Source organism: Kribbella sp. NPDC004536 (assembly GCF_042873835.1).
Lineage (GTDB): Bacteria > Actinomycetota > Actinomycetes > Propionibacteriales > Kribbellaceae > Kribbella.
Genome location: NZ_JBIALY010000002.1, coordinates 1338019 through 1350901, shown reverse-complemented (window position 1 = coordinate 1350901; position 12883 = coordinate 1338019). Strand labels below are relative to the sequence as shown.

The window sequence follows — 12883 nt, the reverse complement described above, 5'->3', positions numbered from 1 at the left end:
TGCTATTACCTGTCTCCAGTCGCCGCGTCCTGTCCATGCCCACCACCTCTGCCCCGCCGATGCCGGGAGGCGCGGACGGGTGGTTGCTGGCGGCAACTGTCGTTGTCAGGGCCCGAACCATTCTGCTACCGTCTTTATTAAAGCCGGTTCCTTAATGGGTTGGGGTCGATGGAGACTGCACGTGGAGCCGCGCAGGCGGAGCGAGCGGCGAACCAGGTCGCCTGCCTGCGCTTCCTCGCCGACGCCGACGAGGCCCGTACGGTCGGCGTGATCAGCGAAGGCACCGGCCTGTCGCGCCCCACCGTGCACGCCGTCCTCGACGACCTCCTCGACGCCGGCCTGGTGGACTCGACCAGCCCCACCACTGCAGGCCCCGGCCGCCCCGCCCGCGCCTTCCGCTTCGCCCGCGAGACCGGCCTGGTCGCAGGCGTAGACCTCGGCCCCCGCGGCGCCCGCGCAATCATCTGCGACCTCTCCGGCCGCAGAGTCGGCTACGCCGAACTACCACCAAACGGCAAGCCCGACCTGTCATTGATCACCCGCGCCCTCGAAGCAGCAGCCGCCACGGCGCTCGACCCGTCCGCCAGCCCGCTCGACCTTGGGCGGTTGCGGGGGGTTGGGGTGGGGTTGCCTGGGGTGGTGGAGGCTGATGGGCGGTTGCGGGCGAGTCTCGCAATGCCTGACCTGGTGGGGCTGCCGGTGGCTGAGTTGCTGGGGAAGGAGCTTGGGCGGCCGGTGGTGGTGGACAACGACATCAAGTTGGCTGCGCTGGCGGAGCAGCGCGGCGGTGCCGGGCGTGGGTACTCAGATGTCGTCTACCTGCAGATCGGGCACCGCCTGTCGGTGTCGATCGTCTTGAACGGCGTCATCCGCCAGGGCCGCCACCGCCTCGCCGGTGAACTCGGCGCTCAGCGCGGTATGCGCTGGACCCGCAACGCCCAACGCGGACAGCTCGTCTGGTCGTCCCGGCCGACCGGCGCCGAAGTACTAACAGCAGCGGCAGCAGGAGACACCGCCGCGCAGGCCGAGCTCGAGGAGTTCTGCCAACAGATCGCCCCCCGGATCGCGACCGTACTGCTTGTCGTCGACCCGGAGGTTGTGGTGGTCCGCGGCGGACCGGCGGCCGACAGCAGCGCGCTGCTCCGTCCGCTGGCAGCCGCGGTCGAGAACCAATTGGTCTTCCCCGAACGCCCACCTTTCGTCGCCGCCGCACTGGGCCGAGAGGCGGTCGTCCTCGGGGCGGTCGGCAACGCGTTCGACCGTTCGAAGTCAGTCATCTACGGAATCCAGGACGTCCCCAGTCCCTGGAACCGAATCACTCACGAAGTGGAGAGGACCACGAAGTGAAGCTCGGAGTCAGTTCGTACTGTTTTCGCCAGCTCATGACGAGCGGTGAGATGGACCTGATCGGGGTCCTGGACTGGGTCGCGGCCTCGTCGGCCGGGCACATCGAGGTCGCCGCGATGGACGGCGAGTACTACCTGGAGCACCAGGACGTCGTACGCGACACCGCCAAGCACGCCGAGGAGATCGGCGTGCCGATCGTGAACTACCTGGTCAGCGGCGACCTGCGGACCGCGGACGAGAAGGAGATCGACCGGCTGCGCAAGCAGCTGGACGTGGCGCACGCGTTCGGTGCGCGGATCTTCCGGCACGACGTGGCGCCGTGGGCGTGGCGTGAGCAGGACCCGGGCGAGTTCGAGACGACGTTCGCCAAGGTCGTCGAGGGTTGCCGCGCGGTCGCCGACCACGCCGCCGACCTCGGCGTGGTGTCGACGATCGAGAACCACGGGTTCTTCATGAACGGCAGCGAGCGGCTCGCGCGGCTCGTGTACGAGGTCGACCGCCCGAACTTCCGGGTCACTCTCGACCTCGGCAACGGCCTGTGCGTCGGCGAGGTGCCGGGCAAGACCGCCGCCGGCCTGATCGACGTCGCCGCGTCGATCGGCGTGAAGGACTTCCACATCCGCCGCTCGGCGGGCGACGGCTGGCTGAAGACGCTGGCCGGCGACTACCTGCTCGGCACGGTCACCGGCCACGGCGACGTGGACGTTGCGGGTCTGCTCGCACTGGCGGCGACCAAGCCTGACGTACCCGTGAGCCTCGAGTTCGAGGGCATGGAGACACCGCTGCCCGCGATCGAGCGTTCGCTGGCCAACATCCTCCGACTGACGGAAGGCCATGCCTGAAATGCCTGACATGACGACGCGAATTGCGGTGATCGGGCTCGGTTCGATCGCCGTCGAGCACCTGGCCGCGTACCAGAAGAACCCGCAGGCCGAGCTGGTCGCGGTGTGCGACGTCGACCTCGAGCGGGCGAAGGCGCGCGGCGAGCAGTTCGGCGTGGAGCGGGTGACCGGCGACGCTGCGGAGATCTTCGCGGACCCGGACATCGACGCGGTCAGCGTCTGCGTACCGAACACGCTGCACGCCCCGATCGCCGAGGGCGCGCTCCGGGCCGGCAAGAACGTGCTGGTCGAGAAGCCGATGACCGTGACGGTGCCGGAGGCCGAGGCGCTGGTGAAGGCGGTCGAGGAGACCGGCAAGGCGCTGCAGATCGGGTACGTACGGCGGTTCGCGCCGAACGCGCTGGTGACGAAGCGGTTCCTGGACGAGGGCGAGTTCGGCGACATCTACGCGGCCCGCGCCACGCTGCTGCGGACGGCCGGCAACCCCGGCGGCTGGTTCGGCGACGTGGAACTGTCCGGTGGCGGTCCGCTGATCGACCTCGGCGTCCACATCATCGACCTGTGCTGGTACCTGATGGGGATGCCGAAGCCGGTGGCGGCGTCCGGTGCGACGTTCGCGCCGCTCGGTGCCCGCGACAACATCCAGAACCTGACCCGCTACCGGGCCGCGTCAGCGGCCCGGCCGAACACGGTCGAGGACTTCGCCACCGCCCAGATCCGGTTCGAGGGCGGGGCGGTGCTCGACGTCGCGACGTCGTTCTCGCTGCACGCGCGGAACGAGATCAGTGTCCGGATCCACGGCGACAAGGGCGGCGCGGAGATCGAGCCCGAGCTGCTGATGATCACCGAGCTGCACGACACGCTGCTGCACATCCAGCCGCAGATCGACTCGCTCGGCTTCGACTTCAAGGTCGGCTTCGCCAACCAGATCGACCACTTCCTGCAGATCTGCCGAGGCGAGATCCCCGCCGACGCCACCGCCGCCCAGGGCCTCGAGATGGCGAAGATGCTGACCGCCATCTACGAGTCCGCGAAGACCGGCGCCGAGGTGAAGATCACCCACTGACGTAGATCAGCCGAGCAGTGCTGTGGTGAGGGAGTCGGCGTGCTCGTGGAGCCAGGCTTCGCGGTTGCGGATGATGTTGCCGACTCCCTCGTCCCACATGCGTCTCCAGCCGCCGCCGAGGAGTTCGGCACGGTACTTCATCGTGTGCCAGGCTCGCTCGCTCAAGGCGATCGACAGTGGCAGCACCCGGGCGCGGTCGGCCTCCGACAGACCGTAGCTGTCGGCAAGCATCCGGCAGCGGCGCGGGCGGTCGAGGCCCTGGAGTCGCGGGTCCTGGTCGGCCTCGGCGCCGGTCGGGCCCCACCACAGCATCAGGTTCACGAATTCGCGGGCCCGGCTCGCCGGTTGGGCCAGGTCGAAGTCGATCAACGCGTACGCACGGCCGTCGCGGAACACGACGTTCTCCGGGGTGACGTCCTGATGGCCGATCAGCTCGGGCGGATCGTCGAGCGCGGGCAGCCCCGGCGGCGCGATCGGAGCGGGCAGGTCGTCGGGGATGCCGAACGGCTCGACGGCATCGTGGTACGCCCGGAGGAGTCGTGCGACCGACACCATCCGGTCCTCGTCCGCGATCCACGGCGGCCGCGGGCGGCCGGCGACCTCACCGTCGATGTACGACAACGTGTGCCGGCCTTTCGAGTCGACGCCGAGGAAACGCGGTGCCCCGTCGAACCCGGCCTTCTCCAGGTGCCGCAGTACGTCCTCGACCAGTTGCGGCCGTTCGCCGGGCGGCCGTCGTACGGTGTCGCCGACCCGCACGAGCCCCTCGGTCACGTCGCCGCCGAGCAGCGGGATCTCTTCACCGTCTTCGATCACCACGTGATCCTAGGGCTCGCGTTCCCGGCGGGCTCCTCGGTTTTGCCAACCCGGCAAGATTGTTTGCCAGGCGGCTGGGCGGTGCCGGACGATCGGGGCATGACGACAGAGCAGTTGCCCGGTGAGTACTGGAACGAGTTCTACTCCGAGCACGAGCAGGTGTGGAGTGGGAAGCCGAACGTCTTGTTCGCCGAGGAGGTGTCCGAGTTGACGCCGGGGCGGGCGCTGGATCTCGGGTGCGGGGAAGGGGCCGACGCAATCTGGCTGGCGCAGCGCGGGTGGTCGGTGACGGCCGTCGACATCTCCAGCGTCGCGTTGGGGCGAGCGGCTGAGCATGCTCGCGCGGCGGGTGTCGGCGAGCGGATCGAGTGGGAGCAGCACGAGCTGGGCAAGTCGTTCCCGGACGGGGAGTTCGACCTGGTGTCGGCGCAGTTCCTGCACTCCAAGACCGAGTTGCCGCGGGACGGCATCCTGCGCCGCGCGGCGGCGGCCGTCGCGCTGGGTGGCGTACTGCTGATCGAAGGGCACCTGGGATTCCCGCCGGGTGAGCACAACCCGCATCCCGACATCCACTTCCCGGGACCCGACGAGGTGATCGAGAGCCTCGCGCTGCCCGACGGCGAGTGGGAGACGCTGGTCAGCCGCGAACACGAACGGGCGCAGGTGATGCGCGACGGCGAGCTGGTCAACCGCCGCGACTGCACGGTCAAGCTGCGCCGTCGTTGAGGCTGTTCATCTGACGGTCACCATCAGCGCGGACTCTTAGGGCATGAGTACGCATGATCTGGTTCAGGAGCTCGGTTTTCGGGTTCTCGACGAGGAGGACGACGACCCGGTACTGCTGCGCGCGGACGGTACGCCGGTCGACACGTGGCGTGAGGGATACCCGTACGCCGAGCGGTTGCCGCGGGAGATCTACGACCGCGACAAGCGGCTGCTGCAGATCGAGCTGCTCAAGCTCCAGTACTGGGTGAAGCGCTCGAAGCAGCGCCTCGTGATCGTGTTCGAGGGCCGCGACGCCGCCGGCAAGGGCGGGACGATCAAGCGCTTCATGGAACACCTCAACCCGCGCGGGGCGAGCATCGTCGCGCTGGAGAAGCCGACGGACCGCGAGCAGACCCAGTGGTACTTCCAGCGGTACGTCGCGCATCTCCCGGCGGCGGGGGAGATGACGTTGTTCGACCGGTCCTGGTACAACCGCGCCTGTGTCGAACACGTGATGGGGTACTGCAGCCAGGAGCAGTACGAGGAGTTCATGCGGCAGGCGCCGGAGTTCGAGCGGATGCTCGTACGCTCCGGCATCCTGCTGGTGAAGCTGTGGTTCTCGGTGTCGCAGGCCGAGCAGCAGACCCGCTTCACGATCCGCCAGATCGACCCGGTGCGGCAGTGGAAACTGTCGCCGACGGACCTCGCCTCGCTGGACAAGTGGCAGGCGTACACGGAGGCGAAGGAGGCGATGTTCCACTACACCGACACCACCCACGCCCCCTGGACCGTTGTCAAGAGCAACGACAAGAAGCGCGCGAGGCTGGAGGCGATGCGGCACGTCCTCTCGTTGTACGACTACACCGACAAGGACGTCGACCTGGTCGGGCACCCCGATCCGAAGATCCTCGGCCCGGCCGCCCAGGTCCTGGAACACGGCGAGTCCGCGACCCGCACTTTCCCCGAGCTTTAGATCAGACCCATCCGCTGCTTGGTGGACAGTACGAGCAGCGCGGCCGCGTTCACCTTTGCGCGGAAGGCGCTGTCGGCGTTCGCCTTTGCGAGCACCGCGGTGACCATCGCGGGGATCTGAGCCGGGTCCGTCATCAGGACCAGGTCGCCACCGGCGTTGACGAAGTTGATCGCCCGAGCCCCCGGTGACCACGCCTGGACCTGCTTGGCGGCGAGCGAGTCGCTCATGACCACACCCCGGAAGCCGAGCTCGGACCGGAGCATGCCGCCGATGATCCTGCTCGAGAACGCCGCGGGCACGCGTGGTGCGATCTTGTTGTAGTCGGCCAGGGACATCATCACGAACGGCGTGCCGGCCTTCACCGCGGCGCGGAACGGAGCGAGGTACGGATCGCTGTACGTCGTCACGTAGTCGGTCACGCCCGTCGACACATCGGTGTTCGCGGTGACCCGGCCGAGTCCGGGGAAGTGCTTGACGCTGGTCGCCACGCCGGCGCCGAGCATGCCGGACAGGAAGGCGTCACCGTGGCCGGTGACGACGGACGTGGTGTACCCGAACTCGCGCCGGTAGTACCCGATCGGCTTGTTCGTGGAGCGCATCGCGTACGGCACGGTGTCCAGCACCGGCGCGAGGTTCTGGTTGACGCCTGCCAGCCGCAGTTGACGTCCCCAGAGCGCAGCATCGGTGCGCAGTGTGCTGGTCGACCAGGTGCCCTGCGTCAGCGCGGCAGGCATCCGCGAGAAGCCGGGACCTTGCAGTACCTGGACGCTTCCGCCCTCCTGGTCCGTGGCGACGAACAACGGCACGCTCAGCGTCGCGGCGTACGTCGCTCTGCTCTGCAGCCTGCGCGTCACCGTCAGCGTCGCGCTCCTGCCGATCGTGCTACGGCCGGTCAGCATCACGGAGCCGACGTGGTACTTCGAGATCGCCGTGTAGGTAGCGGATCCGGGCCCGGTCGCTGATCCGCCGACCATGAACAACTGGCCGACCCGCTGCGCCATCGTCATCCGGGAGAAGACCGCGGACGCTCCGCCGGCCGGTGCCGCTGCAGCGGATGTCGTGACCGCCGGACTCACAGCAAGCGCGAGTGCCAGCAGGCCGGCACACAGACGAACTCTGGTCATGTCTCATTAGACGCCGGATTAGCCGTGGAGCGGGAGGTGGACGGTGAAGGTTGCGCCGTGGGGGTTGGTGTTGGTGGTGGTTACCCGGCCCTTGTGGGCGGCTACCAGGGCGGCGACGATCGACAGCCCAAGCCCGGAGCCGCCGGTGGTGCGAGTGCGAGCCGTGTCGGCTCGGTAGAAGCGTTCGAAGACGTGGGCCTTCTGTTCGTCGGACAGGCCGGGGCCGGTGTCGCTGACTTCGAGGATCGCTTCGGCGCCTCGGGTGCCCACCGAGACGGTGATTGGGGCGTCGACGGGGGTGTAGTTGAGGGCGTTGCTGACCAGGTTGCCGAGGACCTGGCGCAGGCGGGCCTCGTCGCCTTCGACGACCGGTGCCTCGGAGTCGGGGAGGATCGTCAGCGAGAGCGGGCGGTCCGGTTGGATGGCTTGGGCGTTGTGCAGCGCATCGGCGGCGATCGGGAGGAGGTCGACGGACTCCATCCGGAGCGGGCGCTGCTGGTCGAGGCGGGCCAGCAGCAACAGGTCGTCGACGAGCAGGCCCATCCGTTTGGCCTCGTCCTCGATGCGGCGCATGGTGTCGGAGTCGGTGGTGTCGCCGCGCTGGCGGGAGAGTTCGGCGAACCCGCGGATCGACGTCAGCGGCGTACGCAGCTCATGCGACGCATCCGCCACGAACCGCCGCATCCGGTCCTCGGACTGCCGGGCTGCCTCCTCGGAGCGGCGCGCCGCGTCCTCCGACGTACGGGCCGCCAACTCCGACGCCGTACGTTGCGCGAAGGCGTTCTCGATCTGCCCGAGCATCTGGTTCAACGCCAGCGACAACCGCCCGACCTCGGTCCGCGGATCGCGCTGCGGGACGCGCCGGCTCAGGTCGCCGCCGGCGATCGCGACCGCGGTGTGCTCGACGTCTTCGAGCCCGCGCAGACTTCGCCGTACGACGAACGTGCCGACGCCGGCCAGCAGTACGAGCAGGATCACCCCGGCGGCGGCCTGGATGCCGACCAGGCGCTGGATCGTGTGGTCCATGTCCTTCAGGCTCTGCGCGACCATCACCGAACCGGTGCCGTCCTCGGTCTCGACGGCGAGGACCCGCCACTTCGTGCCCCCGGACTGGGCGTCGACGTCGAACGGTTTGCCGGCGAGATCGCGGACCTGGTTCAGGTTGAGCGTCGGCAGCTTCGGCAACGGCTCGGTCTCGTCCGGCCGCGAGCCGACCGGGCCGTTGTCGCTCTGGCCCTCGGAGTTGCTGAACTGGACGACGAACACGCTCGGCAGCTGTCGCCGGATCGGCCCGCCGGCCCCCGGCGGCAGCGGTCGCCGGTCGGGCTTCGCGTGCGACAGCGGTACGGCGGTCTGCTGCAGCTGCTCGTCGACGCGGTCGATCAGGTAGCCACGCATGATGGTCGTCGCGAGCACGCCGGACGCGGCCAGCGCGAGCACCACCAGAGTCAGCAGGACCACGACGATGGTGACGCGGAGCGGGTACCGGTCGGTGAACCGCCGGTGACTCAGTTGCATCAGTTGGGGCCTCGCGGGGTGCGCAGGACGTAGCCGACCCCGCGGACGGTGTGGAGCAGCTTCTGGTCGCCGGTGTCGACCTTGCGACGCAGGTACGACATGTACGACTCGACGACGCCCGCGTCACCGGCGAAGTCATAGTTCCACACCGCGGACAGGATCTGGCCCTTCGACATCACCCGTTCGGCGTTCTCCAGCAGGCACCGCAGCAGCTTGAACTCGGTCAGCGACAGCTGCACCGCCTGGCCGGCCTTGAACACCTCGTAGCTGTCCTCGTTCAGCTCGAGGTCCGCGTACCGCAGTACGGCGGCTTCGGTCGCGGTCTCCTCGCGGTGACCGGACCTGCGCAGCAACGCCCGCACCCGGGCGACCAGCTCGTCGAGGCTGAACGGCTTGGTGACGTAGTCGTCGCCGCCCGTCTGCAGTCCCAGCACCTTGTCCTCGATGGCGTCCCGGGCAGTCAGGAACAGCACCGGTACGTGCCGGTCCTCACCGCGCAGCCGGCGGACCACCTCGAACCCGTCCAGGCCGGGCATCATCACGTCGAGTACGACGAGGTCGGGCTCCACGTCCCGCGCCTTGCGCAGCGCCTCGGCGCCATGGGTCGCCGTGGTCACGTCGTACCCGGCGAACCGCAGGCTTGCGGACAGCAGCTCGACGATGTTCGGCTCGTCGTCGACAACCAGTAGATGCGGACTCATGGTGACAGTGTGCCGCCGCAATCCATGTGAATCCTGGAAGGTTCCTGGCAATCGCCTGTGAGTCGGCGGAGCACTTGCTGTCAGCGCGGACCGTGCTTGAAACCCCACTTCTGGCCGGCCGCGTCGCGGACCGTGCCGTCGTTCACCCTGGTCGCGGTGGCCTTCCCGTCGGTCACGATCGCTGAGACGTTCACGGTGTTCCCGGTCTTCACGTCGCCGATACCGTCACGCGCTGCGTTCACCATGGTGTCTGCGGTGAGCGTGTACGTCCGGCTGTAGCCGTCGGCGCTCTTCACCGTGAGCGAGTCCTTGCTGACCGCGGTGACTTCGCCGCGCTGTACCGCGATCGTCTGGTAGCCACCGCCGTCCTTCGGTACGACGAACTCGCCGTGCAGCGCACCGCCGAGCCCGAACTCGCCCTTGAACCCACCGAACCCGCCGCGTCCCGGCCCACCGCTGGGCTTCTGGTTCTGGTCGGGCTGCGACGGACTGGACGCCGAAGGGGATGCCGACGGTGTCGGGTCCGCGTTGCTCGCCGCCCACGCGGCCCCGCCCGCGGCGGTGGTCACGGCAACCGCGGCGACCGTGCCGAACACGCGCCAACGCTTCTGTGAGAGCTTCATCCACTCAGCATGGCGCCGCTGACTTTCGGTGCGACTAAGAACAACCTGGCAATCACCTAAGAAAGCCGCGTCACACCAGAAAGAGCACCGCGATCAGCCAGACGGCGGCAGCCAGGGACGTACCGGCCAGCTCGATCAGCATCGACACACCTGTCTCGCGGAGCGCGTGCTTGGTCGAGGTCCACGCCGCCTTGTGCGTACGTTGCCGCTGCAGCTCGGACACATACACACCGATCGGGAACCCGACGAACATCCCGACCACCGGGATCACGAAGAACCCGACGATGCCGAGCAGCACCCCGACGACCATCGACCGCCGCGGTACGCCGGCCTCCCGGAGCCGGCGCTCCGGTACGACGTACTTCACCACCTGGCTGGCACCGATCAGCACCGCGGCGATCGCGAACACCACCCAACCGGTGGCGCTCTTCACGACGATCGCCCACACCAGGATCGCCGCCAGGCTGAGGATCGCGCCGGGCAGGATCGGCAGCACGATGCCCACGATCCCGACGAAGATCGCGATCCCGGCCAGCACCGTGACAGCTGTGTCCATGCACACACTCTAGGCTGGACAGATGTCTGCACTCCACGAACTCGTCACCGCCCTGGCCGCTCCGTGGGTGGTGCTGTCGCCGCGATCAGGTCAGCTCACCGGCTCCGGAGCAGCGGGGGTGTACGCCCGCGACCGCCGGATCCTGTCCCGGTTGAGTGTCACGGTGGACGGCCGGGACCCGCTCCCGCTGCACGCCGAGGAGCAGGACGCGGCAACGCATCAGTACGTCGCGATGGTCGAAGGACTGGGGGACACCGGCCACGACGCGACGGTGATGCTGTACCGGACGCGTACGGTCGATTCCGCCGGCCTGACCGAGCGGATCACGCTGGTGAACCGCTCCGGGGTGCCGGTCGAATGCCGCCTGGATGTTGCCTTGGGCACCGATCTGGCCGGCACCGCCGCCGTTCGCAGCGGCGCGGCCGAGGCGCTTCCCGAACTGGCGCCGCTCCCGGACGGCCCCGGCCGGATCCGCTGGGAGAGCGACGACACCCGCGTCGTGGTCACCGCCGTCCCCGGGGTCTCGGCCACGCCGCGCGTGGAGGCGGGTGCCGAGTTCACGCTGACACTGCACGTCACCGCGGACTTCCCGAAGCCGACGACCGACTTCTCGATCGAGCCACCGGCCGAGCGGACGCCGTACGACGTCACGCTGAGCTGTGACGACAAGCGGGTGGAACGCTGGCTGCAGCGTTCCCTCGAGGACATCGGCGCGCTCCAGCTCGCCACCGGCGACGACCGTTACCTCGGCGCCGGTCCGCCCTGGTACCTGACGCTGTTCGGCCGCGACTCGCTGATCTCGTCCGGCATGCTGATCCCTGTCGACCCGAAGCTTGCCGCGGGCACCCTTCGCGCGCTCGCGGCACACCAGGGAACGAAGGTCGACGCCGACTCGGCCGAGCAACCCGGCAAGATCCCGCACGAACTGCGCGCCGACGTCGCCGACCACGGCGGCGGCCTGGTCCTTCCACCCGTGTACTACGGCACGCACGACGCGACCCAGCTCTGGATCATGACGCTGCACAAGGCCTGGCGCTGGGGCATGCCCGCGGACGATGTCCGTGATCTCCTGCCGAACCTGCGGCGCGCGCTCGCCTGGATGAAGGAGTACGCCGATCCCGACGGCGACGGCTTCCTCGAGTACGTCGACGAGTCGGGCCACGGTCTCGCGAACCAAGGCTGGAAGGACTCCGCCGACGCGGTGCAATGGCCTGACGGCACCCTGGCGACGGCTCCGATCGCGCTGTGCGAAGTGCAGGGGTACGCGTACGCGGCCGCGGTGCAGGGCGCCGAGCTGCTCGAGGCGTACGGCGAGTCCGGCGACGAGTGGCGCGCCTGGGCGGCCGCTCTGCAGGAACGGTTCCGCGCCGCGTTCTGGGTGGACGGCTACCCGGCGATCGCGCTGGACGGCGCGAAGAACCCGGTCGCCGGTCGCGCATCGAACATGGGCCACCTGCTCGGCACCGGACTGCTCGACGCGGACGAGGAAGCGACGGTCGCGGAGGTCCTCGCCGCGGCCGACCTGGACAGCGGCTTCGGCCTGCGAACGTTGTCCACGGCAATGACCCGCTTCAACCCGCTCGGCTACCACACCGGCAGCGTCTGGCCGCACGACACCGCGATGACGATCCAGGGCCTGTACGCGACCGGCCACGCCGACGTCGCCGCTTCGTACGTCGAAGGACTGGTCCGTGCCGCGGAGGCGTTCGGCTACCGCTTGCCCGAGCTGTACGGCGGCCGCGGGACGGCCGAGGAGAGTACGCCGACGCCGTACCCGCTCTCGTGCCGGCCGCAGGCGTGGGCCGCGGCGTCCGCTGTCGCCGTACTGATCGCAGCGCTCGGCGTCGAGCCCGACGTACCGGGTGGCACGCTGGTCGTGGAGCCCGAAGTGCCGTGGCAACGGTTCGAGATCGGGGGACTGCGGGTGGGTTCGGACAGCCTGTCGGTGCGGGTCGTCGACGGTGAGACGACCGTCGTCAGAGCGCACTGACGAGGGCGAACGCGGACAGCCCGAGGTAGATCGCCGCGACCACCAGGTTGCGCGCGCGGGTCGTCGTACGGACGGACCGGAAGCGGCGGCCGATGGCGTCGGCGCCGATGGCGTAGGAGAGGTCGAGAGTGATCCCGATCAGGAGCGCGCCGACGCCGAGCAGGAGCATCTCCGTGCGGAGTTGGGCAGGGCCGGCGCCCCGGGTGGTGAACTGGGGGAGGAACGCGAGGAAGAACAGCGCGGCCTTCGGGTTCAGCAGGTTGACGACGACGCCGTCGCGGAAGATCCGGCCGAGCGGTGCGGCCTGGATGCCGGCGGAGTGGTCCGCGGCTGGGGCCTTCAGGAGCTTGAGGCCTAGGTACGCGAGGTAGAGCGCGCCGGCGACCGTGATCGCGGTGAACAGCTTTGGCGACGCCTGCACGAGAGTGGCGAGGCCGAGTGCGGTGACGACGATGTAGACCAGGGTCCCGGTCTCCACGGCCAGCGCCGAGACAACACCCGCTCGGCGGCCCTGAGTGAGACTGCGAAGCGAGATGTACGTATTGTTGGGTCCTGGCATTCCCACCAGCACCACTGTTGCGCCCGCGAACCCAGCGAGCTGTCCGATCCCCACTTGACCTCC

Annotated in this window: 13 protein-coding genes; 6 read left to right on the top strand and 7 right to left on the bottom strand. The window is 69.0% G+C overall.

Annotated features, from left to right (window positions below):
- Positions 1 to 168: 168 nt before the first annotated feature.
- The 3 genes from ACFYRU_RS21235 to ACFYRU_RS21225 are packed head-to-tail and all read left to right on the top strand — an operon-like array spanning position 169 to position 3255.
- Positions 169 to 1347: an ROK family transcriptional regulator gene (locus tag ACFYRU_RS21235; RefSeq protein ID WP_387661541.1), complete on the top strand. Its 1179-nt coding sequence runs from the start codon at positions 169 to 171 to the stop codon at positions 1345 to 1347.
- Between the two features lie 35 nt (positions 1348 to 1382).
- Complete coding sequence (locus ACFYRU_RS21230; RefSeq protein ID WP_387661539.1) at positions 1383 to 2189, top strand: sugar phosphate isomerase/epimerase family protein; 807 nt, start codon at positions 1383 to 1385, stop codon at positions 2187 to 2189.
- A 10-nt stretch (positions 2190 to 2199) separates the two neighbouring features.
- Positions 2200 to 3255, top strand: a complete 1056-nt coding sequence (locus ACFYRU_RS21225; RefSeq protein ID WP_387661536.1) for a Gfo/Idh/MocA family protein — start codon at positions 2200 to 2202, stop codon at positions 3253 to 3255.
- 6 nt (positions 3256 to 3261) lie between these two features.
- On the opposite strand, the gene ACFYRU_RS21220 is transcribed toward ACFYRU_RS21225, so the two are convergent.
- Positions 3262 to 4071, bottom strand: a complete 810-nt coding sequence (locus ACFYRU_RS21220) for a phosphotransferase (protein WP_387661533.1) — start codon at positions 4069 to 4071, stop codon at positions 3262 to 3264.
- 99 nt (positions 4072 to 4170) lie between these two features.
- Between ACFYRU_RS21220 and ACFYRU_RS21215 the strand changes: the two genes are divergently transcribed.
- Together ACFYRU_RS21215 and ppk2 are read left to right on the top strand one after the other, a co-directional pair.
- Positions 4171 to 4797 carry a class I SAM-dependent methyltransferase gene (locus ACFYRU_RS21215; protein WP_387661530.1) on the top strand — a complete coding sequence of 209 codons (627 nt, stop codon included), beginning with the start codon at positions 4171 to 4173 and terminating at the stop codon, positions 4795 to 4797.
- Positions 4798 to 4840: 43 nt separating this feature from the next.
- A complete protein-coding gene (gene ppk2 / locus ACFYRU_RS21210) occupies positions 4841 to 5749 on the top strand; it encodes a polyphosphate kinase 2 (protein ID WP_387661527.1) in 909 nt (302 codons plus the stop codon).
- Here the strand turns inward: ppk2 and ACFYRU_RS21205 are convergent.
- The 5 genes from ACFYRU_RS21205 to ACFYRU_RS21185 all read right to left on the bottom strand — a co-directional run bounded on the left by ACFYRU_RS21205 (position 5746) and on the right by ACFYRU_RS21185 (position 10271).
- Entirely contained in the window at positions 5746 to 6873 is a 1128-nt protein-coding gene (locus tag ACFYRU_RS21205; RefSeq protein ID WP_387661524.1) for a glycoside hydrolase family 3 N-terminal domain-containing protein, read from the bottom strand. The two genes, ppk2 and ACFYRU_RS21205, sit on opposite strands and share 4 nt — an antisense overlap.
- Positions 6874 to 6891: 18 nt before the next feature.
- Positions 6892 to 8391: a sensor histidine kinase gene (locus ACFYRU_RS21200; protein ID WP_387661521.1), complete on the bottom strand. Its 1500-nt coding sequence runs from the start codon at positions 8389 to 8391 to the stop codon at positions 6892 to 6894.
- Entirely contained in the window at positions 8391 to 9092 is a 702-nt protein-coding gene (locus ACFYRU_RS21195; protein WP_387661518.1) for a response regulator transcription factor, read from the bottom strand. Before ACFYRU_RS21195 ends, ACFYRU_RS21200 begins: the two co-directional genes overlap by 1 nt.
- 80 nt (positions 9093 to 9172) lie before the next feature.
- Positions 9173 to 9715, bottom strand: a complete 543-nt coding sequence (locus tag ACFYRU_RS21190; protein ID WP_387661515.1) for a hypothetical protein — start codon at positions 9713 to 9715, stop codon at positions 9173 to 9175.
- 70 nt (positions 9716 to 9785) lie between these two features.
- Entirely contained in the window at positions 9786 to 10271 is a 486-nt protein-coding gene (locus ACFYRU_RS21185) for a DUF456 domain-containing protein (protein WP_387661512.1), read from the bottom strand.
- 22 nt (positions 10272 to 10293) lie between these two features.
- Here ACFYRU_RS21185 and ACFYRU_RS21180 point away from each other — a divergent pair, with 22 nt between their 5' ends.
- Positions 10294 to 12261 carry a glycogen debranching N-terminal domain-containing protein gene (locus tag ACFYRU_RS21180; protein ID WP_387661509.1) on the top strand — a complete coding sequence of 656 codons (1968 nt, stop codon included), beginning with the start codon at positions 10294 to 10296 and terminating at the stop codon, positions 12259 to 12261.
- Here the strand turns inward: ACFYRU_RS21180 and ACFYRU_RS21175 are convergent.
- Positions 12248 to 12874, bottom strand: coding sequence for a LysE family translocator (locus ACFYRU_RS21175; RefSeq protein WP_387661506.1), 627 nt, complete (start codon positions 12872 to 12874; stop codon positions 12248 to 12250). The two genes, ACFYRU_RS21180 and ACFYRU_RS21175, sit on opposite strands and share 14 nt — an antisense overlap.
- Positions 12875 to 12883: the final 9 nt, after the last annotated feature.

Excerpts from the sequence above, each read along its gene's own strand:
- ACFYRU_RS21230 (WP_387661539.1), top strand. The coding sequence starts at position 1,383 with ATGACGAGCGGTGAGATGGACCTGATCGGGGTCCTGGACTGGGTCGCG.
- ACFYRU_RS21205 (WP_387661524.1), bottom strand. The coding sequence starts at position 6,873 with ATGACCAGAGTTCGTCTGTGTGCCGGCCTGCTGGCACTCGCGCTTGCT.
- ACFYRU_RS21225 (WP_387661536.1), top strand. The coding sequence starts at position 2,200 with ATGACGACGCGAATTGCGGTGATCGGGCTCGGTTCGATCGCCGTCGAG.
- ACFYRU_RS21180 (WP_387661509.1), top strand. The coding sequence starts at position 10,294 with ATGTCTGCACTCCACGAACTCGTCACCGCCCTGGCCGCTCCGTGGGTG.
- ACFYRU_RS21195 (WP_387661518.1), bottom strand. The coding sequence starts at position 9,092 with ATGAGTCCGCATCTACTGGTTGTCGACGACGAGCCGAACATCGTCGAG.
- ppk2 (WP_387661527.1), top strand. The coding sequence starts at position 4,841 with ATGAGTACGCATGATCTGGTTCAGGAGCTCGGTTTTCGGGTTCTCGAC.
- ACFYRU_RS21215 (WP_387661530.1), top strand. The coding sequence starts at position 4,171 with ATGACGACAGAGCAGTTGCCCGGTGAGTACTGGAACGAGTTCTACTCC.
- ACFYRU_RS21185 (WP_387661512.1), bottom strand. The coding sequence starts at position 10,271 with ATGGACACAGCTGTCACGGTGCTGGCCGGGATCGCGATCTTCGTCGGG.
- ACFYRU_RS21200 (WP_387661521.1), bottom strand. The coding sequence starts at position 8,391 with ATGCAACTGAGTCACCGGCGGTTCACCGACCGGTACCCGCTCCGCGTC.
- ACFYRU_RS21190 (WP_387661515.1), bottom strand. The coding sequence starts at position 9,715 with ATGAAGCTCTCACAGAAGCGTTGGCGCGTGTTCGGCACGGTCGCCGCG.
- ACFYRU_RS21235 (WP_387661541.1), top strand. The coding sequence starts at position 169 with ATGGAGACTGCACGTGGAGCCGCGCAGGCGGAGCGAGCGGCGAACCAG.